The following is a 24325-nucleotide window of genomic DNA, read 5'->3' as shown; positions in this document are numbered from 1 at the left end:
GATTCCACCGCGGAGACTCCTCACCGAGGTGGTTTGCTGCTTTGCAGATCCGCTATTGCCAAACGGAGAATCAACGACGCATGATCGCCACGATCGAATCGACGCGGGTTCTGTCACAGGCCATTGCGATTGCAATGCGATTTGACTACACCCCTGTCGATCGGGACTCGGTTGCCTGACCGCAGGGTTGCGTCATATCGGGGCATGCCCAAGTCATGGCGCATATTCCCGCGCCTGGACAACGGAGCAGGCCCAGACCAACCGCCCCGTTGCCCTGCCCTGCTCAGGACAAGCATTCCCCGCTGTCGCGCGCATCGCTGCGCGCGCCGTCGGTGAAGCCATCGCGCGAGCTGATGCGGGCGCCATCGGTGTAAGGGTCAGGCTTGCGCATGCCGTCCAGGTACGGATCAAAGCCACGGACCGCGCACACGGACCTGCCCTGATACGCGACCACGGGCAGCATGGCGGCCTCGGTGGGCGGACTGTGCGCGCCATCGGTAAAGGCGTCGCGCTGGTCGCTGTGTCCCGGCGCGGCGACGATCAGCCCATCGGCATAGGCACCGGCGTGGGCGGTCTGGCTGAGCCCGGCGGCAAGTGCGGCAGCGGCAAGCAGGGTCTTGGCAAGAGTCTTATGCATTGCTATCTCCAACAGGGGTGTCGGCGGCGTTGCCGCGACGGCACTCCTCGTGCGGGCGACCAGCTACGGAACGGTACAGGCCACACGGGATCGCCTCTGCCGTGCAAGCCGTTGCCTGGCGTGTACCGGCTGCCATCCGTGGCAGCGGTGTCGCGCCGGGCTTCTGGATAAGGGGTACCTGCGCCCCATGTCAAAAGCGTGGTGCGTCAGGCGGGCCTGATGTTCTGATTCACGCGGAACAGGTTGGCCGGGTCGTATTTGCGCTTGATCTCCGCCAGCCGCGCATAGTTGTCGCGATAGGACGCCTTCACGTTGTCATTGCCCTCGTCCATCATCATGTTGATGTAGCCGCCGCCAGCAGAGTGCGGATGCAGGGCCAGCCAGTAGTCCTTCGCCCACTGCACGATGCGATCGTTGTTGGCCGGGTCGGGATCCACGCCGACAATCACGCTGGCAAAGTTGGCATCGCGGTAGCTGAAGGCCGTGTCGTCGCAGCCGGCGCGATGCGCTGCACCATTGATCGGATACAGGTGCATGGTCGAGTGCATCGACGGCAACTGCTGCCCGTACTTGATGTGCAGATCGATGGCCTTGTCGCTCAGGTCGCTGACGAAGTCCGCTTTCCAGTACCACTGCAAGCCCGCCGGATACAGTCCGTCGAACAGGCTCTGCAGGACAGGCCAGGGGACTGGTCCGGCAAAGTCCACCGCTGGCGGCATGGCCTCGCGAATCGGACGGAAGTGCGTTTCGGCCTGATCGATCTGGCCGGTGTAGCACCACACCACTGCGCACATCTTCTGCAGGTGAACTTCCTCCGGGAAGGGCGCTGCGGGAGGCACCGTGACGAAACCGAACCAGCCATTGATGTGCTGCGGCGCGCTCAGGATGAAGTCGCGCCACCATTTCATCAGCTCGCGGGCCTGCTCCATCGGCCACAGCATCGGGCCGCCATAGACCGTGGCTACGGGATGAGCCTTGAACTCGAACGACGTCACCACGCCGAAGTTGCCACCGCCGCCGCGCAACGCCCAGAACAGGTCCGCGTTTTCGTCCTCGCTTGCTGTGACGATGCGCCCGTCGGCCAGAACGACCTCGGCGCTGAGCAGATTGTCGATCGTCAGGCCGTAGGCGCGGCTGAGGTAGCCGATGCCGCCGCCGAGCGTCAGTCCGCCCACGCCGGTGGTCGAGATGAAGCCACTCGGCGTCGCCAGCCCGTAGGCACTGGCGGCGTGATCCACATCGCCCCAGGTGCAGCCACCGCCAACCCGCAGTGTCTTGCTTCCGGCATTGACAAACACGCCCTTCATGGGCGACAGGTCGATCACCAGTCCACCATCGCATGTGCCGAGCCCGGCGCCATTGTGCGCGCCGCCACGCACGGCCAGCAGCATCCCGCCGTCGCGCGCGGCGTTCACCGCCGCGATGACGTCCGCAACATCGACGCAGCGCGCGATGATCGCAGGTCGCTTGTCGATCATTCCGTTGTAGACGGCACGCGCCTGGTCGTAAGCCGCGTCGCCCGGCTGAATCAGTTGTCCCCGAAAATGCGCCTTGAGGGCGGTTGCGACGGGTTCGCTCAATGAAGCTTCCATGGTTGCCTCCTGTCCGGTTGGTATGCAGGAGTTTTAGCAACCTCGGCGTTTTGAAAGCGTTAGGTGAACCGTTACAAGGGGATTCTGCCTCCCGACCGGGGCGCGGTGGTCGAGCCGAAGCTAACGCGCGAGTAACGCCCGCGCCTTGACGATGTCGGGCTGATCGAAGCCCTCGGTGAATCGCGCAAGCGGCGCCTCGACCACCTCATGCGCATTGACGCGCCCCTGCGAGGTTCGCAGCGTTGTCAATGACAGGGTGGCACGTAGTTCAAGCGGTAGCGCGTGCTGGGCTGTGGCGATCTCGATCGCCTTGATCAGCGATGACTCGGCTTCGGCGAGGCTGGCGCTGCTGCATAGCAGCAATTCACCGCGCAGACGGTACAGCTCGGCGTCCACCCAGTGCTCGCCAGTGCGCCCGGCGCATTCGAGCGCCTGGTCCAAAGCCGCCAACGCAGCCTCGGTCTCTCCTACGTCGCCCAGGCATTCAGCCAACATGGCCAGATACAGCGGCAGACGCAGGCGTGCGCCCGTTACGTGAAAGCCCTCGATCGCCGCCTGCATCGCCACCACGGCGTCGGCGCCGGGCGCCTGTTTCGCGTTCGCCCAGGCGAGCAGTATGCCTGCCCAGGCAAGGTAGTAGCCTACGTGGTACTGTTCGGCGATCTCGTGTGCCAGGCGGGCATAGTGCAGCGTGAGACCGTGCTCATGTCGCAGCGCATGCTGCGTCGCGAGATATGACAGCGCGAGCGCCTGGGAGAACGGGTGTGCTACCCGGTTTGCCACCTCCAGCGCTTCGCGTCCACGCTGAAGGGCCTGATCGGCAAGCCCCCTGAACCACAATGCGTGCGCCGACCACGCGGCGGCCAGCACGCCGAAGTTACCGCCCATCAGGGACGCATGCTCGGCGTGCTGGGCCTCGTCATAAGCGCGGTGCGCGCGTTGATACGCGGGCTCGGCAGCCATCCAGTCGCCTTGCTGGACCAGACTACCCATGACGCTGGTCCATGCCATCACCGAGTAAGTACCGGAGCCCAGCGGCCCCAATCCCGCAATCAGTTCCTCGCTCAGGCTACGTGCCTGTGCAAGTTCCGCCCTCACTACCAGGAAAAATGAAAGGCTGACCTGGGCGCGTGCTTGCTGACTGGCGTCACCCGCCAGCCGGCTCAGTTCCACCGCGCGTCGCAGCGGCGCCTCCAGTTCGGGTGCCGCCCAGCCTCGGGCGATGCGAATCGGTGGCGCAAGGTCGAGTTGCAGGGCCAGCGATTGACTGGCGCGCTCCTGCGGATCGGCAATCCGGTCCGCTTGCACCAGCCCGCGCGTCAGCAATGCAATGGCATCGTCATAGGCATACACACTCTGCGCGACAACGGCCGCGCGCCGATAGAACGCCGCCGCCTGGGCTGGCAGGCCCGCCCGCTCATAGTGCGAGGCGATCTGCGCGCTTGCCGCGTCGGGCGCATCGCCTGACGCCTGCTCGAGCGCTCGCGCCACGCGCAAATGCAGGCGGCGGCGCTGTAGCGGACTCACGTCGGCGTATGCCACGTCGCGGATCTTGTCATGGCTGAAGTCAAAGGCCAGGCCGCGAGCGTCGGTCTGGCGCACGATGCGCCGCTGCCACAGCTCGTCCAGTGCGCCTGCCAGGGCATCCTCGCCGAGGTCGCTTGCCTGGGCGAGGATGTCGGTCGTGAACGCCCGTCCAATGATTGCAGCAACCCCGACGATTTCGCGGGCGCCCGGAGGAAGCTGTGCCAGCCGGTTCGAGATGATGGAGTAAACCTTGGGCGGCAACTTCGACGCCATGCCGCCCTGTGCGTCCCCGACCGGCATGGTGTCGGAGCGGGCCCGCATCATTTCGACGGCAAACAGCGGGTTACCCTCGCTCTCTTCGAACAGCCGGGTTGCCTCCGTGTCGGCCAGCGGCCGGTCCAGGATCTGGGCCGCTATCTTTGCCGTTTCCGCGGCGTCGAGTGTCCCCAATGAGATCTCGATGAACTGGTCGTCGCGGCGTAGTGCGTCCAGCAGCCGGTTCGCCGCGTGCAGCGGCATGATTTCCTCGGGGCGCGCCGTTGCGACCACCATCAGCCTTGCCGCCACGTCGAAACGCATCAGGAAGCGCAGCCATTCGAGCGTCTCGCCGTCGCACCATTGCAGGTCGTCGAGCAGCAACAGAAGCGGCCCGCCTTGTGCAAGCACCGCTCGCGCAAGCGCCTCGAAGAACCGTTGGCGTTGCCAGTATTCGGTAAGAGGCGACGGCGGCGACAGTCCGGATTGCTGCGTGAGGAGTTCGGGCAACAGGCGCGTGACCTCGGTCAGCCACAGTCTGTCGAGCTTGCCGATCGCACCACTCAGGCCAGGGCTGCGCAGCCAGCCGGTCACCGGCGCAAACGCAAGCTGTCCCTCGGCCGCATAGGCGCGCGAATGCGCCACGGTGATGCCTTGCTCGGCCAGATGGACCAGCAGTTCCTCCGCCAGGCGCGATTTGCCGATGCCGGCTTCGCCCAGGATCAGGACAAACTGCTTGTCGCCCAGCTGGGTACGCTGCCAGACTTCAAGCAGCCGGCGCCATTCGCCATGCCGGCCAATCATTGGCAGCATCGCATCCCGCCGCGGGCGTTGGCGCTGCATTGACGCAGCCTGCGCAGCCAACCGCGCATAGGCCTCGCGCATGGGGTCGCCGGGCAGGACGCCCAATTCGCGAGCGAGCGTTTCCACACAGCTACGATAGGCGCGCATGGCCGATGCGTGATCGTGGTTCAGCGCGTGCAGGCGCATCAGCGCCAGGCAGGTGGGTTCGCGGCACGGGTCGAGCCGCTGCAACTGCTGTGTGTACTTCAACGCCTTTGCATAGTCGCGCCGGTCCTCACTCAGTTGACCGAGGCGCGCGAGCGCCGCGATGCACTGTTCGCGCAACTTTTCGCGCTCGGGGTGGATCCACTCGTCATAGCAGTTGGCCAGCAGGTCACCGCGATAGAGATCCGCGGCATGCGTCAGCAGTTCTTCTTCAGCGCCTGCGTCGCCGTGCCTCGAGGCCCTGGCCGCAGCAGCAAGCGCGGACTGGAACTGCGCTACATCGAGGTCAAGCTGCGAATCGGGCAGCCATCGCACCGTTTGCGCATCGGCATGGACAAACTGATCTGCCTCCGGCCAGGTCTTGCGCAGCTGAAACAGCAGTTGACGCAGGGCATTGCGCGCCTGCGCCTGCGAGGAATCAGGCCAGAACAGTACGGCGAGCTGCTGCCGCGTCTGCGGTGCGTCGCGATGCAGGACAAGGCAGGCGAGCAGCGCCTGCAAGCGGGGGGAGTTTGCGTTAAACAGGGGCGCGCCAGCGCCGTCGAGCTGGAACTCGCCAAACAAACGGACGGAGGAGCGGGCCTGCGAAGTCATGCTGGAGCGCAATGCGGCACAAAGCGATGGGGAGCTCCTGTAGGCAGCGTGCGGTGCGCGCTGCGCTAGCGCTCGTGCGGGAACTCTCCAACACCCAAGCCCGCGCGAGCGCCTTCCGTGACTATACTCGCGTTGGCGCGTCCCATCCGGCCAACGTCGACGAGCAGTCACTCCCTTTCCCGCCAGGTCCTAGCCGAAGACCTCGGATGCGTCCGTCATCAGTCTAAGCCCATGGGCTCGGATTCGCTCCTGGGCACGCCGGGCAAAGACTGATGCATCCAGGTTTGACCCGAGCTTCCGTACGCCGTGGGAGACTCGCCGAAAAATGAATTCAACTTCGTTTTCGGTGAAGTCGCCGTAGGCAAGGTATGCCCTCAGCATCTGGTTAAGGTAGGCATCACACTCACTTCGCTGCAATACTAGTGCGCTTGCCAGCAGAGACCGCGAGTGCCACCGCAGCCACCGGCGTCTCCAGTGCTTGTAGTCGTCCTTTACCAATTGACCCCTCCATTGCCCGGCGGCACCTTTCTTTACGCTGCCCGCAATCACCAACGAGTAGGGAGCACGCGGCGCGCTGTTTGAAAATCATCATAGCGTGACGGAAATAGCAGGGCAATCGGCTTTCCTCTGGAGAAGGTCCCACCAAAGAGGGGGTATGGCGAGAATCTTGCGATTGAGGGAAATCGTGTGAATCGCCGAGCGAAGCGGCGGGCGGGCACTCCGACCGGCCGCTCCCTATTACCCGGGCCGGGCCTCAAGTCAAAGATTGAGGCGCTGGAAATACCCGGTCAGTTCGAGGTAGCCCCGTCCGACCACCTTGCCTCCCCGCAACGCCGTCACCGCGCCCTCCCAATAGACCGCGCCGGTACTCGCGCGGCTATCGAGTTCCTGATCATCCATCAGCGGTAGCAGTTCGAGCGTGAGACCGCCTGCGTTCAACCGCATGGCAACCGGATAGCTCGTGCCGGTACGAGGCGAGCGCCAACGGCGTGCCGGCATGAAGTTGACCTCGTCGGGAGCCAGTACCTGGACGCGACCGTCGCTGCCGCGCAGCGTGCCGCCTCCCCAGAACTTGCGCCCCGGCTTGTCCCGGATCTGGAAGGCCATCAACGCGCTGCCGTCATCCAGGTTGAGGCCGAGCCAGTCCCAGCCGACGGCCTCGTCGGCCAGCAAGGTCGACGACCATTCGTGATCCAGCCAGGCGGTACCGTGCACGGTTTCCTGCAGGCTGCGCCGTTCCAGGGTGCCGCTCACCTTGAGCCCCGGCTGGCTGTAGTAATAGCTCGCCTGGGCCGCCAGCGGTCCCTTGCGGCTGTATCCCCGTTCGCCCTGTAGCAGCAACCGTTGGGTTGGTTCCATTGTCAGATCGAGCGTGAAATCCCGCGCGGGAAATCTGGCTCGGTAGTGCCCCGTCGCCTCTCGGCGCAGCGACCAGCTGTCGATGTACACATCGGTATCGGCAGTATCGGCAAGCGCAAGGCCGAAGCCGCTGCGCGCCGCGCGTTGGTCGTGCTGGAGCTTGCCGGCCACGGGATCGCTCAGTGCGACATTGGCGAACAGCAGTTGCTGCGGCGCGAAGCGGCTTGGGTTGGCCTGGTCGAACGGCGGGCGCGAGCGGAAGAACGTAACCTGGAAGCCGAGCGGCGCTCCTGCCCGCGTCTGCAGCCAGCCGGTGGCATACCACCATTCGGTGCGATAGTCGGGGTGCGCGCCGTGGTCGCGCGGGAAGGACAGGGTTCGTCCCGCGGCGACCGGCGGATAAGCGGGCGCTGCGCCCAGCGCCGCGGCCGCCACGCCGGAACCCGGCAACAACAGCAGGAATGAGCGCCTCTTCACCAATCCTCCTGAACCGCGCGCACTGCGCTACGCGACATCGCCTGCCGCCCGCTCGCCAGCGCAGCCAGCGAGGCCGCCGCCACCACCGCGCTCGCCAACTGGGCGAGGAATGCCCAGGGCAAATGCAAACTCATGGTCCAGTGGAACGACTGCGGGTTGACAACGTGAACCAGGATCAGGGCGATGATCCATCCCAGCGCAAGACCGGCTACCACGCCAAGCAGAGCGAGTAACGCGCCCTCCAGTGCCAGCATCGCGCCGATCTGCCAACGCATGAAGCCGAGATGCCGCAGCATGCCGAATTCGCGCGCACGCGCCAGGGCCTGCGCGCTGAAGCTGGCGCCAATGCCGAACAGGCCGATCACGACCGCTATGCCCTCCAGCAGGTAGGTCACGGCGAAGCTCCGGTCGAAGATTCTCAAGGTGACGGCGCGAATCTCGCCAGGCTCGGCGAAGGTAATGTGTTCACCGCCGGCGACGCGCTGGCGCAGCCTCTCCTTGACCTGCGCCGGGCCGGTGCCCTGCTCCAGCCACAGGGCAACGTCAGTGACACGCCGCTCGTCCGTGAGCCGTCGATAATCGTCCTGGCTGATCACGACCGTACCATGCTGGCGTGCGTAATCGCGCCACACGCCGCCCACCAGGAAGGCGACGGGCCGGCCCTGCAGCGGCAGCGTGATACGTTGCCCCGGGCGGAAGCCATAGAGGTCGACCATCGCCTCGCTGACCCATACCGCCGGCGGATCCCCCGGCTGCGCCGCGACGGGCGCTGCCGTCAGCGGCAACCGTGCGCCCGGATTGTGCGGATCGATCGGCCGGGCAATGACCGTGACGGGGGGGCGCTCGGGATCAAGCAGGATCTGGCTCGAACGTAGAAACTCGGCACGCGCAACGCCACGGACGCTGGCGATGGCCGCCTGGTCGTCAAGCGAGAAATACGCGCTGTCGCCGCTTGACGAAGCACGCAGATAAAGGTCGGCCGGCAGGACATTGTGCAACCAATCGTCCACCGAGATGCGAAAGCTTGACACCATGATCGCCATCGCCGCCATCAGGCTAAAGCTGGCGACTATGCCGGCCAGCGCGATGGCCGCGCGGCCCGGTGCGCCGGCGAGCTGGGTCAGGGCAAGCTGCGGCACAGCCCGTCGCCAAGAGGGCAGCAAGCCGAACACGAGATGCGCCAGCCGTGGCATCAGCAGGATGGCGCCCACCAACAACAGGGCGATCGCCGCATAACCGAAGACCGGCAGATCCGCCACCGGCCGCAGTGGCGTCAGCACAAGCCCGGCTGCCATCGCAGCAAGCCCGGTCCACGGCGAGCGTAGCCGCTTGAGCGGTGTCTCCTCATCGCCCGCCTTGAGCGCCTGCGCCGGCCGCGCGCGTGCGGCCTCCCATGCCGGTGCGAGACTGCCGAGCACCGCCGCCGACAGGCCGAGTGTGAAGAAGATCAGCGCTGCCAGCGCGTCGAAGCGGACCTTGGGCTTTACACCTGCAAAGTAGCCGCCGCCCAAATCTCCGCCCGCGTACCCGAGCACCGTGGCGGCGAGGAAGAAGCCAAGCGCCAGGCCGAGCATCGCGCCGAGCGCGCCTTGCACCGCGCCTTCCGCCAGCAGCAGCCGCAGCAGACCAGCGCGCGTCACCCCAAGGGCGCGCAACAGTGCAAGCTGCGAGCGCCGCCGCAGCACCGAGACTGCCTGCATCGTGAACACCAGGAAGGCGCCTGTGAACAGCGCCACCAGAGCAAGCACGTTCAGGTTCACCCGATAGGCGCGCGACAGGTTGGAAGTCCGGCGCGCGTTGTCCTGCGGCGAACCCGCCACCACCCCTGGCGGCAGCAGCGCGGCCAGCGCTTGCGCAAAGTTGTCGGTGTCCACTCCCGGCCTGAGCTTGACGTCGATCCGCTGCAGCAGGCCAAGCCGGTCGAGGCGCCACTGCGCGGCACCGATATCCATCACGCCCAGGCGCATGCCCTCGCCCGCCGCCGGCAGCGTGCCGGCAATACGCAGCGTAAGCGCGGTCAGCCCGACTTGTACGGTGAGCGGGTCCCCGGGCTTGAGATCGAGCCAGCTCAACGCCGCCGGCGACAGGAACACGGCGTCGGGATCGAGAACGTCGAGCTTGCCCGCGCGCTCCTCGGCGGGCCGCCCGATCAGATTGGGTGTTACAGGCGCCGCCCGGAACACATCGATGCCAAACAGCGTCAGCGCACCGGTGCGCCCCGGCACCAGCGCATTGACTTCCACCACGGGGCTGGCCGACGCCACCTCCGCCAGGCCCGCGATGCGCGGATAGAGCGATTCGTCGAAGCCCATGCGCGGCCCGCGGATCTCCAGATCGGCATTCCCCATCAAGGAGCGCACCGCCTGGGAAAACTCTGCCAACGCAGCGTGGTTGACCAGATGCACGCCATAGCCCATTGCCACACCGATGGCCACGGCAAGGATGCCGATGATGGCGCGTCCGGGATGGGCGCGCAATTCGCCCAGGAGTAGTGCAAGGCCGAGTGAGCGCGGCGTTCGCATGGCTTAGGCGGCCGCGCTCATCGGCGGCTGTGGCCCCAGCGGCGTCAATCCGCCCGGCGTCAATTGCAAGACGCGATCCGCCGTCGCCGCAGCCACTGCCGAATGCGTGACGATAATCGCGGCCGTGCCGTTTGCGTTGACCAGTTTGCGCAGCAGGCTCAGCACCCGCGCGGCCGTCTCGTGATCAAGGTTGCCAGTCGGCTCATCCGCCAGCAGCAGCATTGGACGGTGTACCAGGGCACGCGCAATCGCCACCCGCTGCAACTCCCCGCCGGAAAGCTCGCGCGGCAGACTGTCCTCGCGCCCCTCAAGCCCAACCGCGGCGAGCATCTCGGCAACGCGCGCCGACGCCCCTTTTTGCTCGAGGCCGTTCAACAGCAGCGGCAGCGCCACGTTCTGCGCCGCGCTCAAATTCGGCAGCACGTGGAAGGCCTGGAACACGAACCCCAGCTTGCGACGCCTGAGCAAGGTTGCGGCATCGTCGTCCAGCTTGCCCAGATCCTGTCCGTCGAACTGGATGCGGCCACTGTCGGGCCGATCCAGACCGGCGATCAGGTGGAGCAGCGTTGACTTGCCCACGCCCGATTCGCCCATGACGGCGACAAATTCGCCGGCGTCCAGCGCAAGACTGACTCCGCGGAGAACCGTGCGCGGTCGGGCGCCGTTGTATGTCTTGGAGACATCTGTAAGGGTCAGCACAATGTCGTCAACCTCGCGTGGCGTGCCTCTCCGTCAAGGCTGTGACGGGAGAGCGGGCACAAGCCATTCTGCCACCGTTGAAGTGCATGGACTTGTCGAAGAAGGCCGCTAGAAGTCGGACGATTCCCACTGGGAACGGTGCAGCCACTTTGCCATTTCCTGGCGCTGGTTCGCTTCGCAGCCGATCGGGGGGATTTCGACTGACGCAGTGGCAGGCCCGTTCCATTGATCCGTTCACTGGCTATCCTTCTGCTTGTGCGGCTCGTGTAGATGCGGCACATTTGTTTCCGTCACTGTCTGGGCGCCCATCCAGCTCCTTGTGGCGCCGCCGGGGGCGGAAAGCTGGCGCAGTCCATGCGCAAGACGGCATGGATCATGCGGCCATTAGCGTGTGGCGTCTCGGTTCCCGGGTGAGATCCAGGCCGAAAATACACCCGCTGCGCCCATGGATGGCTCAGGGAATGAACCCGGCAGCTTCATCAACCGTGCTTCAGGTCACCGCCGGAACCACAGCATCGAGAGCCCGCACGCCACCCCCAGCAGCAGGACCGCTGCTGCCGAGAACAATGCACTGATCTCGGTTTCCTTGCGCTCGAGCGCGAAGCGGGCGCTGAGCTGGCGATACACCTGGCTCAGGTCCGCAGCCGAGCCAGCCTGGAAGTACTCGCCGTTCGTTATCGCCGCTACCGCCCGCAAGGCGGGTTCATCGAGCTGCATGTAGTAAGACAGGCCCGACTCTGCCGCGGCTCCGCCCTGCGGCGTACCGAAGCCCACCGTATAGACGCGCACGCCGCGCTGGGCGGCCATGCGCGCAGCGTCCAGCGGGTCCGGGCCGGTGGTGCGGCGGCCATCGCTGAGCAGGATTACCGCACCGTGCCGATACGAGCCGGGCTGCGCCGCCGGCCGTTCCTGTTCGCGCTTGCGGACGGCGTCCGCCGCGGCGGCCTCTGTCAGCGATCTGCCGCCGGGACCGGGTGCGAGCGACTCGCCGCTGAAAAGGATGGCTTCCAGGTCGATGCCATCGTCGGGGAACAACACTGCCAGCGCCTGGATCAGCCCGCTGCCGGTCGCCGTGCCGAGCTGGAGCTGGAAGCGATCGATTGCGTCGAGCATGTCCTGCCGGTTGTCGGTGGGGGGCAGCACCACGGTCGCGGTGGCGGCAAAAGAGACCATGCCCAGGCGCACGCTGGCCGGCAGCCCGACGATGAGATCCCGGGCAGCCTGCTTGGATGCGCCGATCCGGGTTGGTGCAACGTCGGTCGCCGCCATGCTGCGGGAGGTGTCCATGGCCAGCACCAGGGTGATGGTGTCGGACGGCAGCGTGATCGTCGCCGTAGGACGGGCGCAAGCCAGCAGGGCCACGCCCAGCGCGAGCAGGAAGAGCAGTGGCGGAATGTGACGCCGCAGCCGTTGGCCGGGACCCAGGGCGGCGCGCGGCAGCGCAAGGCTGGCATACAACAGCGCGATTTTCTTGCGCCGCGCAATCAGGTACAGGTAAGCGGCTGCCAGCAGGGGCAGCGCAAGCAACAGCCAGAGCATTTGCGGCCAGAGAAACTGCATGCACCTGCTCCTTGGCGCGTGGGTAAGACGATGGTACTGTATTTTTCACGGCGGGACGGGACCTCGGGAGCGGCAATGAGACGGGTAACGATCTACGGATGGGTCTCGGCAGCGGTGGCGCTGGTGCTCGCGGCGGTCGTTGGCTCTGCCTGGCTGTTGCAGCCGACGCCGCGCGTCCTCAAGCAAGCCGACATCGACTCCGCCGTGCTGCACACGCTGGAAACCAAGCGCCTGCCTTCGCGCACAGCCAGGGCGGCAGAGGCGGTTCGCGAGTCGGTGGTGGAAGTTCGCAGCTATGCGCCAGCCGAAAAGGCTGCGGACAAGCCGAAGAAAGCGGCATCCGCCCCACACGCCAAGCGTGATCCCCCTGCCACACGCCGCAAGGCACCTCCCGAATCGGCTCCGCTATCCCCGCCGCCTTCGGGCGATGAACTCGCAAAAGGCGACCCACCGGGCAGCAAGGGCGAGTCCGGCGGCAAGCGCACAGCCCGCCACATCGGTTCGGGGGTGGTCGTGACCGAAAGCGGCACCATTCTCACCAGCTACCACGTCGTCGCCGACGCCCTGCGCCTGGAGGTCAGGTTCCACGACGGCCACACGGCCGAGGCCTCGGTTGTGCAGGCGTTCCCGGAGAAAGACCTAGCCGTGATCCGGCCCAGTTCCATCCCCGACGACCTGCCGCCGGCGACGCTCGGTTCCAGCCGGAACCTCGCGCCCGGCACTGAAGTCGTCGCGGTCGGCTTTCCGTTCGGCATCGGCCCGTCGGTGTCTGCCGGCGTGGTGTCGGGGCTCGACCGCAGGTTCGTCTTGCCGGACGGCAAGCGGGACCTGGACAAGCTCATCCAGTTCGACGCCGCCGCCAATCCGGGCAACTCCGGCGGACCGCTGGTGAATCTGGATGGCGAGGTGGTAGGGATCGTCACCGCCATCCTCAACCCCAACCAGAGCGGCACTTTCCTCGGCATCGGCTTTGCTGTCACGATCGAAAGCGCCGGCGCTTCCATCGGATCCTCTCCTTTCTAATCGCGGGGGCCTATGAACGACCAAACCCGGGGCGCAGTGGACAGCGCCGAATTGATGGAACGCCTGCTGTATGAGGTGAAGCGCGTGGTGGTGGGGCAGGACCACTTCCTCGAACGGGTGCTGGTGGCGATCCTTGCGGGTGGCCACCTGCTGGTGGAAGGCGTGCCGGGCCTGGCCAAGACGCTGACCGTCAAGACGCTGGCCAGGACCATGAGCGGCTCCTTCAAGCGCATCCAGTTCACGCCTGACCTGCTGCCGGCCGACCTGATTGGCACGCGCATGTATAACCAGGGCACGGGCGAGTTCTCCACCGTGCGGGGCCCGGTCTTCGCCAACCTGCTGCTGGCCGACGAGATCAACCGCGCGCCGGCCAAGGTGCAGAGCGCCTTGCTGGAAGTGATGGAGGAGAAGCAGGTCACCATCGCCGGCGAGTCCCATCTGGTGCCCACGCCCTTCCTCGTCATGGCCACGCAGAACCCGATAGAAACGGAAGGCACCTACCCCTTGCCTGAGGCGCAGGTCGACCGCTTCCTGATGAAGGTCCTGGTGGGCTATCCCAGCGAGGAGGAGGAGGCCGTCATCGTCAACCGTGTCACCGGCCCCAGCATCAGCGTGAGCCCCATCGCGACGCCGGAGCGCCTGACAAGCCTGCAGGACGAATGCGGCAGGATCTATGTGGATCCGAGCCTGCTCCAGTATGCAGTGCGCGTGGTGGCGGCCACCCGCAAGCCTGGAGGCTACGGGCTGGAGGACCTGGATCGATACATAGCGTTCGGTGCCAGCCCCCGCGCCACCATCGGCCTGATCGAAGGCGCGCGCGCCCTGGCGTTCCTGCGCCGCCGGCACTATGCGCTGCCCGAAGACGTGGTCGATCTCGTGCCGGATGTCTTGCGCCACCGCCTGGTGCTCTCGTACGAGGCCATGTCCGACGGCGTGACTGCCGACCAGCTCGTCACCCGCATCCTGCAGGCGCTGCCGGTCCCGGAGCGCCCATTGGAATCCCATGTTCGGGCGCCTGCGCAATAGGCGGCGCCGGAGCGGCCCGGAGGCCGCACCCGGCAGCATGCCCGCCGGCACGGCGCTGGCCAGCGTCGACGCAAGGCAGACCGAGGCCTTGCTGCGCCGCCTGGAATGGACCGTGGTGCGCCGCCTCGATGGCCTGCTGCAGGGCGACTACCGCACGCTGTTCCGCGGCTTTGGGCTGGATCTTGCCGACCTGCGCGAATACCGCCCCGGCGACGACGTGCGGCACATCGACTGGAACGTGACAGCACGGCTGCAAACACCGCACGTGCGTGAGTACCAGGAAGACCGGGAGGTCTCCGTCTGGTTCCTGCTGGACCTGAGCGGATCGGTCGGTTTCGGTTCCGGCAGCGTGAGCAAGCGTGACCTGCTGAGCGACTTCACCACCGTCATGGCGCTGCTGCTGACGCGCTATGGCAACCGGGTCGGCGCCCTGCTCTACGGCGGGGCCACAGACGCGGGCGCGTCGGTGGTGCCGGCGCGCTCGGGGCGCCGGCACCTGCTGCACCTGCTCGACCGCATGCATGGCACACCGGCCGCGTCGCCGGGCGACACCCGCTTGCGCGACCTGCTGGAGCGCGCACGGGCAGTCGCGAAACATCGATCGGTGCTGTTCGTGGTCTCCGACTTCATCAGCGCCCCGGGCTGGCAGGCATCGCTCCAAATGCTGGCCCGGCGCCATGAGGTCGTCGCCGTGCGGCTGGTCGACCCGCTGGAGATGGCCTTGCCCGACCTGGGCCTGGTCGTGCTGCAGGATGCCGAAACCGCCGAGCAGATGTTCGTCGACACGCACGACCCGGCCTTCCGCAAACGCTTCGCCGCCGCCGCCCAGGCGCGCGAGGACGAATTGCGCCTGGCCTTCACCCAGGCCGGCGTGGCGTGCCTGACGCTGTCGACCTACGCCCGCCTGGACCTGGCCCTGCTGCACTTCACCCGCCGGCGCCGCCACCGTCAAGGTGCCGCCGCAACAGCAAAGCAGGAGAACGGGCCCAAGGAGGCAGCATGACCGATGCCATAAGCCGGCTACCCGTCTTCAGCTTCCTGTGGCCAGGCATGCTGTGGCTGCTCACGCTCGTCCTCGTGCTGTCCGCTGGCTACGTATGGCTCGACAGGCGCCGGCGCCACGCCACGGTGCACTATCCCACCCTGAAATCCGTCGGCGTTGCCATCAGGGGCGGTGCGACCTTGCGCCGCCACGTGCCGCCCATGCTGCTCCTGCTGGCCCTGGCCGCGCTGACCTTCGCCATCGCCCGACCCCAGGCAGTGATGATGCTGCCCTCGCACATCGAGACCGTGGTCGTGGTCATCGATCTGTCCGGCAGCATGCGCGCGCAGGATATCCAGCCCAGCCGCATCCGCGCCGCCCAGCAAGCGGCCAAGGTTCTACTCGACACACTGCCCGCGGGCGTCAGCGCGGGAGTAGTCGCGATGGCCGGCACCGCCGCCGTGGCACAGGCGCCCAGCCGCAGCAAGGATGCCGCGGCCACGGCGATCGACCGCCTCAAGCCGCAAGGCGGCACCGCGCTGGGCAATGGCCTGCTCATCGCGCTGACGACGCTGCTGCCGCAGACGGCTGGTGACGCCGAGCGCCTCATGAACGGCGACACCACGCCGCTGCAAAAGCCGGACGCATCCCACAGCGGCGAAGTCGTGACGCCCGGCTCTTATCCCTCCGGGGCGATCGTCCTGTTTTCCGACGGTGAAAGCAACACCGGCCCGGCCGCGACGCAGGCGGCGCAGCTTGCCGCGGCGCACGGCGTGCGCGTTTATACCGTCGGGGTTGGCACGACCGACGGTGTGGTGCTCTCGGTCGATGGCTGGTCGGCACGCGTCAGGCTGGATGAGAAGGTGTTGAAGGAAGTCGCCAATGCGACAGGGGCAGAGTATTTCCCGCTTGCGGATGCCGCGCAACTGAAGAGGGTGTACCGGGCGCTCAATATGCGGCTGACGTTTGGCAAGCGCGAACAGGTTGAAATTACTGCGTTCTTCGCCGCGCTGGGGGCGTTGCTGGCCACGTGTGCGGGGCTGCTGTCGTTGTGGTGGTTCGGGCGCGTGATGTAGGCAGGGACTGGCTCTGGCGGAGGAAAGCCGGCCGTCCCTTTGCCGCAGCCGTGCCCCACACTCAGAACCACTCAGTCACCGCCCCCTGCCCACAACGAAGTTCAAACAGCTTTTTCGGAGATCGGATGCTCGGACCGAGGATCGGAATCCATGCGCGCATTCTAGGTGGCTCATCAGCGTTTCCGCGGCAGACTTCGTCGTTGCCCCCGATTTTGCGGTCTCTAACAACGGCTAATTGCCGCGCCTTCCCCGGTCTGCTGGTTTAGTGTCGCGCCACCGCGTCGGCGTCATCCCGAACTGCGCAGTGAACCAACGGAAAAACGAGCCATAAGCGGAGTACCCGAGCGACTCGGCAATGCGTCCCAGCGAGAGGCTTCCGTTGTCCATGTAGTGGATGACGAGATCGCGCCTTACGCCATTGACCATGTCGGAGAAGACCTCTCCGGCGCTTTCGAGCTGGCGTTGCAGCGTGCGCACGTTTATTCCCAGGCCTTGAGCAACTTGCTCGATGGTAGCGCGCCCTATCGGAAGCATCAGGTAGATCGCCTTGCGCACCTCGAGTACAACCGACGGCTCGTTAGCCCCCGGCAACCCTTCAAGCAAGCGTTGGGCATGGCGTGCCATGACGGGGTCGGCAATAGGGTTGGGAATCTCCAGGTCGGCAGCTCGGCAAACCAGACCGTTGAACGAGCTTGCGAACTCCAGCTTCCCTCCGAAGATGCGGCGGTGCAGCCGCAGATCAGATGGGGCGTCATGGGTGAAATTGACGCTAAGAGGGTACCAGGAAGTGCCCAGAAGCGTGCTGCACATGCGTGACAGTGTGCCCAGTGCCAGTTCAACTGACTGTATGGACGGGCCGGCATCATCCGCGACGACGTCCTCCCGCACGATGACCTTCTTGCCGACCTCCTCGATCCGGATGACCAGGAGCTCATTCATCAGGTGCCGAAACTGAATCAACGTTCCGACAGCGTCGCGCAGGGTCCTTTGGTGCGTGAGCAAAACGCTGACGACACCGAGATCGGACAGTTGCCACAAATCGGCCATATGCAACCCGAATGTCGGACATTGCGTGATCCGCGCTGACTCTTCCAGCAAGGTAACGGCACCACTCCCGGGAATCCAATGGTCCGGGTCCGCAAGCATCTCGCTGCTCAACCGCAATTTCCTTAACAACGGCTGCGGTTCCAGACCCAAGTGCTGCGCAACCTTGAAATAGTTCTTTAGCACGCCAGTGCGAATCAATGTGCCCATCTTCTCTCATTCACCCGGGGAGTAACCCGGATCCGTTCGTTCAGGGGAAACCCGGGCACCCAGCATTCTGTCACGAAAGGAGACATCAATGTCACGAAATGAGAGAAAACGACCGCCCCGGGATTAATAGACTAATCCCGTAAATCAACGATGAACGGAACCCCATGGCAGCGTCCGGTTCGACCTCAACAATTCGTTGCGGCGCCGATAGCTAAATCCCCTATCACGGAGAACGAAATGCAATTTCTGGATGATTCGCTGCACCCGGAGAATATGGACAAGGTGGTGATCACGGTGGCCCCCTACGGTCCGGAGTGGATGCCGGAAGATTTCCCCGAAGACATCCCGGTGACCATGGAAGCGCAAATCCAGAAGGCCGTGGATTGCTATGAGGCCGGCGCCAGCGTGCTACACCTGCACGTGCGCGAGCCGGATGGCAAGGGTTCCAAGCGCTTGTCCATGTTCAACGAACTGATCGCCGGCGTTCGCAAGGCGGTGCCGGACATGATCATTCAGGTCGGCGGCTCGATCTCGTTTGCGCCGGAAGACGATGGCCAGGCTGCAAAGTGGCTGTCGGACGACACCCGACACGCACTGGCCGAACTCGACCCGAAACCGGACCAGGTGACGGTAGCGCTCAACACCATCCAGATGAACATCATGGAGTTGATCTATCCGGAATTCTACGAAGGCACGTCCCTCGCCAATCCGGCTACGTACGATGCCTATCGTGAAATGATCGTTCCGGCAGGCCCGACCTGGGCGGAAGAACACTTGCGCCGCCTGCAGAATGCCGGCATCCAGCCGCATTTTCAGTTGGTTGGCATGCATGCGCTCGAAACGCTGGACCGCATGGTGCGCAAGGGGGTCTACAAGGGCCCGCTGAACCTGACCTGCATCGGCATCGGTGGCGGCCACCATGGTCCGCATCCGTACAACCTGTTCGACTTCATCCAGCGTGCACCGGATGGCTGCACCGTTACCGCCGAGTCGTTGTTCAAGAACGTACTCCCGTGGAACACGATGGCGTTGGCGATGGGGATGCATGTGCGCTGCGGCATCGAGGACACTCTCATTGATCAGCATGGCAAGCGCTTCACCTCGGTGCAGCAGGTTCAGCAGCTTGTGCGAATCGCCAAGGAGTTGGGCCGCGAGATCGCCGATGGCAAGGAAGCGCGGGAGATCTACCGTATTGGCACCTGGTACGACGATGTCGACGAAACCCTGGCCGGCAATGGCATGACCCCTAACCGCAAGCCTGGTGTCAAGAACGTGCCGCTGCGCCGCGTAGCCTGAGTCGACTACGGCGCAGACAACAAATCGGTCCAGTTGATGTGTGCACCCCAGCGCCTGAATTGCAGCAACTGGATCGATCTGTCTTGTCTTGTTCGCTCCTGCCGGCGTCAGTCATGAGGAGCAAGTCTTAGCGCCCCTGCTCATGTCAGACGCACCGGTCATTCGCACAGCCACCGCGTACGACGCGGTAACAACACATAGGCAAAGAGCCAAATGATCTCGAACATCATCCGACTCACACGCGGTACCTGCCTTGCAACGCTGTTGTCCGCCCTGCCCCTGTCCGGCGCGCTGGCGGAAGGGGATTGGCCCAACCGCCCCATTCGCATCCTCGTCCCAGCTCCGGCGGGAGGCGCATCCGACATGATCGCGCGCACGATTGCGGAAAGCATGCGCCAGAACCTCAAACAATCCGTGGTGGTTGAGAACAAGCCCGGCGCAGGCGGCATCATTGCCACGGAGGCAATGCTCGCCGCGCCACGCGATGGCTACACATTCGTGCTGTCTCCCAACTCGCTTGTGACGGAGAACCCGTACAGCTACAAATTCCGCTTCGATCCGTTCAAGGATCTGGCACCGGTCGCTGAAGTGGCCAGCGTGCCGCTGGTGCTGGTCGCCGACCCGCGTCTGCCGGTCACCAATGTCAGCGAGATGGTGGCCTACGTGAAGGCACATCCGGGGAAGGTCTCCTATGCGTCCTACAGCCCGGGTACGCTTTCTCACATCAAAGGCATGCAGTTCAACAAGGCGGCCGGGCTGGACATGGAGCACGTCGGCTACAAAGGCTCGCCCCCCGCGCTCACCGACCTGATGGGCGGCCAGATTCAGTTCATGTTTGACGGCATGGGCACCGCGCTTGCGCTCGTGAAACCCGGCAAGGTCCGGGCGCTGGCGGTGACATCGGCCGAGCGTTCGCCGTTCCTGCCCGCTGTGCCGACAATGGCGGAAGCGGGCTACCCAAATCTCAGCCAGATCATGGGCACCAGCGTCTGGTCCACGCCCGACGTGCCAGCTGCCATCCGCAGCAAGCTGCAGCAGGAGCTAATCAAGGCCGTCTCATCCCCTTCGGTGAAGAGCCAGCTTGCGGCACTTGGAATGAACGCAGGGAGTCCCACACAGACCTCCGCCGATCTGGAGAAAACGCTCAAGCGGGAGAACGAGCGGACAGGTCAGGCACTGCGTGCCATCAACTACAAGCCCTCCTTGAACTGACCGCCATGCACGACGACAAGTACACGGGTACAAGCACCCCGCCAGCCACACCCATCAGCGACAGCTTGCGCGCGAGCGGCTATTGGAATCCGGAGTGGAACAGCTTTACGGAGCTGGACCCCATCTGGACCGAGAAATTCCTCGACATGGCCATGCATCCGATGACCAAGGGGCTGATCGAGCCAAAGGTCTGGGAGTTCATCTCCATTGCCGTCGATGTATCCTGCACGCACATGTACGGTCCTGGAACGCGGCGCCATATCCGCCGCGCGCTCGAGCTGGGCGCCACCAAGGAAGAGATCGCCGCCGTCCTTCAAGGCGTTAGCGTTCTAGGCTTGCACGCGAACAGCATGGGTGCGCCGATGCTGCTCGAAGAAGTCGCGCGCTTTGACGCGCATTCTCAAAGCAAGAAGTGAATCTCTTCCATCCAAGGCACACCATGCCAGTCAGCTTCATGCTCTGACTGGCATTTTGACCCATTCAAGCGCTTTCCATGGCTTTCCTGCTCCAGTCACCCCCTAGCGCCAACAATAGCGCAATGCGCTGGTTGAGATGATCGCCCCTCAGGTGGATCAGATCCATCTCGGCAGCCAGCATTGTCTGCCGAGCCTTCAGGACGCCGCGCGGATCGGAAGCACCAATGCTAACGCGCGCCTCCTCGCGCTGTACCAATAGCTGGCTCTCGTTCACCCGATCCTGCAGTTGCCTGGTGCGATCTGCAAGATTCGATTCAGCGCGCAACCCCGCATCGACCTCGCCCAGTGCCTGCAGGGCACTGTTGCCATAGGCGATCATGGCGGACCTCTGCTCGGCGCTGTAGTAGTCCGCCCTGGCCTTGAGCTTTCCTCCCGTGAACAACGGCGCGAAGATCGCGCCATTCAGTCCCTTGATCGGAGTGCCGGACTGGTTGAGCAACAGCACGTCGCTACGGATGCCGGTAATGGCCGCGCTGATTGAAATGCTTGGCAGCCGCGCTGCCTCGGCGGACTGCCTCAGGTCGAAGGCCGCGGCGACGCGGTGCGCCGCGGCCGTCAAGTCCGGGCGGCGATCAAGCAGGTCTGCAGGCAAGCCTGCCTGCGGGGCTATGGGAATGGCGGGCAACTCCAGCTTCCCCACACTATTCCCGATTTCCCCGGCAGGGTAGCGGCCAAGCAGCAGTTCCAGGGCTTGCGCGGCCTGGCTCCTGGCGAGTTCGGCCTTCCGCAGCGAATCCACCTGCGTGCGCAGCGCATTTTTCGCCTCCGCCGGTTCAGTATCCGGCGCCGCACCGATGGCAACCCGCCGCTCGGCGATCTGCACCAGTTGCTCCTGCACGGCAACGGCTTGCCGCTGCCGGCCTTCCAGCTTTGCGGACCGGATCAGCGTGAACCATGCTTTGGCAGTAGCGGCTGCGACGACGCGCTGCGCCCAGAGATATTCGTCCGCGGTAGCGGCATACTGGGATTTCGCGGCACGCGATTGTGCGCGGATGCGGCCCCAGAGATCGATCTCCCAGCTCGCACCAATCGAAAGGAACTGGGTTTCCGAATGGCCAGCCCTGCCCTTCACGCCCGCGCTCGGCAACAGGCCGCTGCTTTGCATGGTAACGAGTGCCTGCGCCTGCTCGACGCGCACCGCTGCAAGCCTGAGATCGCCGTTGTGCGCGATCGCTTCCCGGGCCAGCCGCTGCAGCTCAGCATCGTCGAAGCTTGCAAGCCAGTCGTCCGCGGGCTCGCCTGCTGCGGCCTCGTTTGCCCAGGTGCGCTGCCCTTCAAGCGCGGGGACCGCCTGGCCTCGAAGGCTGGCGCTATCCGGCGGCGCCTGCAGAGCGCAGCCAAAGAGCATGGCGAGCGGCACCAGCAGTACCGGAAGAGTCTTGTTGAGAGATGACGACACAGGCTTGCCTTTAATGGAGCTTGAATACCAGATAGTTCAGCTTGGAACTGACGCGCAGGAAGACCATCCGAACGATATGGAACATCTTCATGTGCGCGGTGTAGATGGCACCCGCGCCGACCGCCCCGACCGGAAGCATCTGGCCCTTCGATTCGTCGCGCAGGTCCAGCTTGACGGCGAACCGGTTCGGTACGGCTTCCGTGGCAGCAGTGTTCGGAATCATTCCCCCCTGCGCGAACTGGCCTTGTGATTGCGCCCAGACGATCGAATCCACCCTTGCCTTGATGATTTCACCCGGATGCGTCGGCAGGTAGATCTCGGCGACATCCCCCGCCTTGACGTTGTATAGCTCGTTCTGCCTGTAGAAGGCGACCACCTCCTGCTCGTCCTCAACGAAGCTGAATGCCGGCGAGAACGGAAACGGGACCAGCATCGTGCCCACGCGCACCTGCAGGTTCACGACCTTGCCGTCGGCGGGCGCCCGGTACTCGGTTTGGCCAAGTTCCCATCGGGCGTTCTCGAGCATGACTTCGGTTTCCGCGCGCTTGGCGCGCGCCGTGGCGATGGCGGCGAATTCCCCCTGGCTTTTGGCAGACAGCTTCTGCCTGGCCTCGTCCTCGACGGCTTGAGCGCTGACCAGTTCGCCTTCCAGTTCGTGCCGCCGCGCCAGGGCATCTTCCCGGTCAAACTTCGATCCGGCCCCTGCCGCAAGCAGTGCCTCATGTTCCCTGAGCCGCTGTCGGGCGAGCGACAGCTTGGCCTGTACCGTGGCAACCTTGCCGGCCGCTCCGCGCACGGACTCGCTGAGTTGGCGAGCAACGGCCTGCGCTTCGGCAAGCGCGGCGTCGTCCGCCATCAACCTGCCCTCAAGTTGCCTGACCGAGGCCTGATAGGGCGTCGGGTCGATGCGCAGCAGGACATCGCCTTTCTTGTAGTGCCGGTTACCCTCGGCCGGAAGTTCGACAATGCGCCCCCTTACCTGCGGCACCACCTGGAGCACCTTGCCGACCACCCTGACATCATGGGACGAAGGTGCCACCACGTTCAGCGTCAGGACCAGCAGCGTCAGGGCAACCACCGGAATCGTGACCACGATGACCATGGACGTCGTGTTCCATGGCAGCCATTTGAACTTGAAGAAGATCAGCCAGACGGCCAGCGCGTAGATAGCAAGCAGCAGCGCATCCATTCAGCTCTGCTCCCCTGCGCCGGACGTAGCGCCGCGTGCCGGCGCCCGCAGGGACGCGACGTTCCCGGGCCGGCCGATGGGGGCATGTGCCGCGCCTCGCGCCGCTTCGTCTTCCGGTAGTTTGTCGGTGCCATAGGCCGCCCGGTAGAACACCGGCTTGGTGTGTGCCCAGAGCCAGGCCATCGGCCACAGCAGTCCGCCGAAGAAGAGCGAAAGCAGGCATAGCGCATGGATGGCTTCCCTCTGCGGATGCTGCTTCCGGTGGGCGACCTTATCCGGCCAGATATGCAGCATCCAGAACAGGTAGATGGCTGCGAGCGGCACGAATATCATCACCACCCAGGAGATGGCATTGGCGGCGCTCTCGAGGGCCTTTCCGCTGAGGAAGGAGGCGAACGCTGGTTCATGCATTGCCAGCAGGCCAAGGCCCGCCAGCAGATATTGACGCAGTTTCATCGGGGAAATAGAGAGATAGGGCACCAGGGCCCGGTGTTTGACTTGCCAGGTACTCGGTCGCGTTGAGAACTACAGTGTGCTGGCCGGCGCAGTACCCGCTGATTCGCTGCGGCTGTTCCTGGCGGCGCTATCCGGCATGCGCCCCGCTTGCCGGCCGGATTGTGCATCCGTTGGGCAGTTCCGGCACGGGCTGGCTGAAACCGGCCCGGTTGACCTTTCGCTGTTGCCGGCCGGCACATCGTCCGCGTACAGGAGGTTGTACTTGCTCTGGCCGGCATTGCTGGCCGCACGGCAGGCCGCGGATTGCAGGCCGGCGCCGGTACCGGAGCAGGCTTCCGGCTGCGCCGCGGTGTCTCGCTGCGTGTGAGCGGGCAGGTTCTGCGCGTACGATTGCGCGGCGCCGGCAATCAGCAGGGCCATGACAAGGTTTGGCACCCCACGACCGCGCGCGCCGGCGCCCGCTATCGAGACAGCCGAAAGGCAGTGCTTGATCATTCCTGTAGTTTCCTTCGAAGTGGATCAGATACCGTCGACGCAAACCGGCGCGGCCGGTCGCTTCTCCGTGGATGTGCACACCTTATGCCGGTGGCGCGGGCGGGGCTATCAAAGAAATTCGAAAGTGAGGGTGCGTCGAATCGATGCGCGCCAAGGGCCGCCCGGTATTTCGAATTCCTTTGATAGCCACCATGGCGAGGCAGGCTTACTC

General features: G+C 65.0%; 18 protein-coding genes. 7 read left to right on the top strand and 11 right to left on the bottom strand.

The genetic code is table 11. From position 1 onward, the window contains the following. Nucleotides 1-283: 283 nt before the first annotated feature. The 7 genes from AC3WRR_RS02860 to AC3WRR_RS02830 form a co-directional block, all read right to left on the bottom strand. On the bottom strand, nucleotides 284-637 hold the full coding sequence (locus tag AC3WRR_RS02860; protein ID WP_010814589.1) for a hypothetical protein: 354 nt from the start codon (nucleotides 635-637) through the stop codon (nucleotides 284-286). 206 nt (nucleotides 638-843) lie between these two features. Beyond that, nucleotides 844-2229 (bottom strand): FAD-binding oxidoreductase, encoded by a 1386-nt coding sequence (locus AC3WRR_RS02855; protein WP_492296191.1) that lies wholly within the window; start codon nucleotides 2227-2229, stop codon nucleotides 844-846. Between the two features lie 120 nt (nucleotides 2230-2349). Continuing rightward, complete coding sequence (locus AC3WRR_RS02850; protein WP_492296189.1) at nucleotides 2350-5613, bottom strand: AfsR/SARP family transcriptional regulator; 3264 nt, start codon at nucleotides 5611-5613, stop codon at nucleotides 2350-2352. Between the two features lie 759 nt (nucleotides 5614-6372). Beyond that, nucleotides 6373-7449 (bottom strand): lipocalin-like domain-containing protein, encoded by a 1077-nt coding sequence (locus AC3WRR_RS02845; protein ID WP_011617335.1) that lies wholly within the window; start codon nucleotides 7447-7449, stop codon nucleotides 6373-6375. Beyond that, nucleotides 7446-9971 (bottom strand): FtsX-like permease family protein, encoded by a 2526-nt coding sequence (locus AC3WRR_RS02840; protein ID WP_492296186.1) that lies wholly within the window; start codon nucleotides 9969-9971, stop codon nucleotides 7446-7448. The genes AC3WRR_RS02845 and AC3WRR_RS02840 overlap by 4 nt, the downstream gene beginning before the upstream one ends. Nucleotides 9972-9974: 3 nt before the next feature. After that, on the bottom strand, nucleotides 9975-10670 hold the full coding sequence (locus AC3WRR_RS02835) for an ABC transporter ATP-binding protein (RefSeq protein ID WP_011617337.1): 696 nt from the start codon (nucleotides 10668-10670) through the stop codon (nucleotides 9975-9977). Between the two features lie 495 nt (nucleotides 10671-11165). After that, on the bottom strand, nucleotides 11166-12230 hold the full coding sequence (locus tag AC3WRR_RS02830; protein WP_010814596.1) for a VWA domain-containing protein: 1065 nt from the start codon (nucleotides 12228-12230) through the stop codon (nucleotides 11166-11168). Between the two features lie 75 nt (nucleotides 12231-12305). Here AC3WRR_RS02830 and AC3WRR_RS02825 point away from each other — a divergent pair, with 75 nt between their 5' ends. Genes AC3WRR_RS02825 through AC3WRR_RS02810 form a run of 4 tightly spaced genes read left to right on the top strand, consistent with a single transcriptional unit; the run spans nucleotide 12306 to nucleotide 16337 of the window. After that, the gene (locus AC3WRR_RS02825; RefSeq protein ID WP_011617338.1) at nucleotides 12306-13253 is read left to right on the top strand and encodes a S1C family serine protease; all 948 of its coding nucleotides are present in this window, start codon (nucleotides 12306-12308) and stop codon (nucleotides 13251-13253) included. A 12-nt stretch (nucleotides 13254-13265) separates the two neighbouring features. Then, the gene (locus tag AC3WRR_RS02820; protein WP_011617339.1) at nucleotides 13266-14279 is read left to right on the top strand and encodes an AAA family ATPase; all 1014 of its coding nucleotides are present in this window, start codon (nucleotides 13266-13268) and stop codon (nucleotides 14277-14279) included. Next, complete coding sequence (locus tag AC3WRR_RS02815; protein ID WP_010814599.1) at nucleotides 14257-15282, top strand: DUF58 domain-containing protein; 1026 nt, start codon at nucleotides 14257-14259, stop codon at nucleotides 15280-15282. The genes AC3WRR_RS02820 and AC3WRR_RS02815 overlap by 23 nt, the downstream gene beginning before the upstream one ends. Then, entirely contained in the window at nucleotides 15279-16337 is a 1059-nt protein-coding gene (locus AC3WRR_RS02810) for a VWA domain-containing protein (RefSeq protein ID WP_492296184.1), read from the top strand. The genes AC3WRR_RS02815 and AC3WRR_RS02810 overlap by 4 nt, the downstream gene beginning before the upstream one ends. 231 nt (nucleotides 16338-16568) lie before the next feature. Here the strand turns inward: AC3WRR_RS02810 and AC3WRR_RS02805 are convergent, their stop codons facing one another. Next, entirely contained in the window at nucleotides 16569-17591 is a 1023-nt protein-coding gene (locus AC3WRR_RS02805; protein WP_454750413.1) for an AraC family transcriptional regulator, read from the bottom strand. A 237-nt stretch (nucleotides 17592-17828) separates the two neighbouring features. Between AC3WRR_RS02805 and AC3WRR_RS02800 the strand changes: the two genes are divergently transcribed. The 3 genes from AC3WRR_RS02800 to AC3WRR_RS02790 all read left to right on the top strand — a co-directional run bounded on the left by AC3WRR_RS02800 (nucleotide 17829) and on the right by AC3WRR_RS02790 (nucleotide 20515). Then, on the top strand, nucleotides 17829-18887 hold the full coding sequence (locus tag AC3WRR_RS02800; RefSeq protein WP_011617343.1) for a beta-keto acid cleavage family enzyme: 1059 nt from the start codon (nucleotides 17829-17831) through the stop codon (nucleotides 18885-18887). 213 nt (nucleotides 18888-19100) lie between these two features. Then, nucleotides 19101-20099: a Bug family tripartite tricarboxylate transporter substrate binding protein gene (locus AC3WRR_RS02795; RefSeq protein WP_011617344.1), complete on the top strand. Its 999-nt coding sequence runs from the start codon at nucleotides 19101-19103 to the stop codon at nucleotides 20097-20099. A gap of 5 nt (nucleotides 20100-20104) precedes the next feature. Then, nucleotides 20105-20515: a carboxymuconolactone decarboxylase family protein gene (locus tag AC3WRR_RS02790; RefSeq protein ID WP_011617345.1), complete on the top strand. Its 411-nt coding sequence runs from the start codon at nucleotides 20105-20107 to the stop codon at nucleotides 20513-20515. Between the two features lie 64 nt (nucleotides 20516-20579). Here AC3WRR_RS02790 and AC3WRR_RS02785 read toward each other — a convergent pair whose 3' ends face one another. From AC3WRR_RS02785 to AC3WRR_RS02775, 3 genes are read right to left on the bottom strand one after another with little or no spacing between them, the layout of a single operon-like run. Further along, nucleotides 20580-21974: an efflux transporter outer membrane subunit gene (locus tag AC3WRR_RS02785; protein WP_492296181.1), complete on the bottom strand. Its 1395-nt coding sequence runs from the start codon at nucleotides 21972-21974 to the stop codon at nucleotides 20580-20582. Nucleotides 21975-21984: 10 nt separating this feature from the next. Continuing rightward, nucleotides 21985-23163, bottom strand: coding sequence for an HlyD family secretion protein (locus AC3WRR_RS02780; RefSeq protein ID WP_492296179.1), 1179 nt, complete (start codon nucleotides 23161-23163; stop codon nucleotides 21985-21987). Beyond that, the gene (locus AC3WRR_RS02775; RefSeq protein WP_041688127.1) at nucleotides 23164-23619 is read right to left on the bottom strand and encodes a DUF3302 domain-containing protein; all 456 of its coding nucleotides are present in this window, start codon (nucleotides 23617-23619) and stop codon (nucleotides 23164-23166) included. It abuts the gene before it with no gap. Nucleotides 23620-24325 lie beyond the last annotated feature (706 nt).

The sequence above is a fragment of the Cupriavidus sp. FW305-3-2-15-C-LB2 genome (genome assembly GCF_058787575.1).
This window is presented reverse-complemented; position numbering and strand designations above follow the sequence as displayed.

Excerpts from the sequence above, each read along its gene's own strand:
- AC3WRR_RS02800 (WP_011617343.1), top strand. The coding sequence starts at position 17,829 with ATGCAATTTCTGGATGATTCGCTGCACCCGGAGAATATGGACAAGGTG.
- AC3WRR_RS02815 (WP_010814599.1), top strand. The coding sequence starts at position 14,257 with ATGTTCGGGCGCCTGCGCAATAGGCGGCGCCGGAGCGGCCCGGAGGCC.
- AC3WRR_RS02850 (WP_492296189.1), bottom strand. The coding sequence starts at position 5,613 with ATGACTTCGCAGGCCCGCTCCTCCGTCCGTTTGTTTGGCGAGTTCCAG.
- AC3WRR_RS02840 (WP_492296186.1), bottom strand. The coding sequence starts at position 9,971 with ATGCGAACGCCGCGCTCACTCGGCCTTGCACTACTCCTGGGCGAATTG.
- AC3WRR_RS02855 (WP_492296191.1), bottom strand. The coding sequence starts at position 2,229 with ATGGAAGCTTCATTGAGCGAACCCGTCGCAACCGCCCTCAAGGCGCAT.
- AC3WRR_RS02795 (WP_011617344.1), top strand. The coding sequence starts at position 19,101 with ATGATCTCGAACATCATCCGACTCACACGCGGTACCTGCCTTGCAACG.
- AC3WRR_RS02780 (WP_492296179.1), bottom strand. The coding sequence starts at position 23,163 with ATGGATGCGCTGCTGCTTGCTATCTACGCGCTGGCCGTCTGGCTGATC.
- AC3WRR_RS02830 (WP_010814596.1), bottom strand. The coding sequence starts at position 12,230 with ATGCAGTTTCTCTGGCCGCAAATGCTCTGGCTGTTGCTTGCGCTGCCC.
- AC3WRR_RS02860 (WP_010814589.1), bottom strand. The coding sequence starts at position 637 with ATGCATAAGACTCTTGCCAAGACCCTGCTTGCCGCTGCCGCACTTGCC.
- AC3WRR_RS02790 (WP_011617345.1), top strand. The coding sequence starts at position 20,105 with ATGCACGACGACAAGTACACGGGTACAAGCACCCCGCCAGCCACACCC.
- AC3WRR_RS02810 (WP_492296184.1), top strand. The coding sequence starts at position 15,279 with ATGACCGATGCCATAAGCCGGCTACCCGTCTTCAGCTTCCTGTGGCCA.
- AC3WRR_RS02805 (WP_454750413.1), bottom strand. The coding sequence starts at position 17,591 with ATGGGCACATTGATTCGCACTGGCGTGCTAAAGAACTATTTCAAGGTT.
- AC3WRR_RS02825 (WP_011617338.1), top strand. The coding sequence starts at position 12,306 with ATGAGACGGGTAACGATCTACGGATGGGTCTCGGCAGCGGTGGCGCTG.
- AC3WRR_RS02820 (WP_011617339.1), top strand. The coding sequence starts at position 13,266 with ATGAACGACCAAACCCGGGGCGCAGTGGACAGCGCCGAATTGATGGAA.
- AC3WRR_RS02775 (WP_041688127.1), bottom strand. The coding sequence starts at position 23,619 with ATGAAACTGCGTCAATATCTGCTGGCGGGCCTTGGCCTGCTGGCAATG.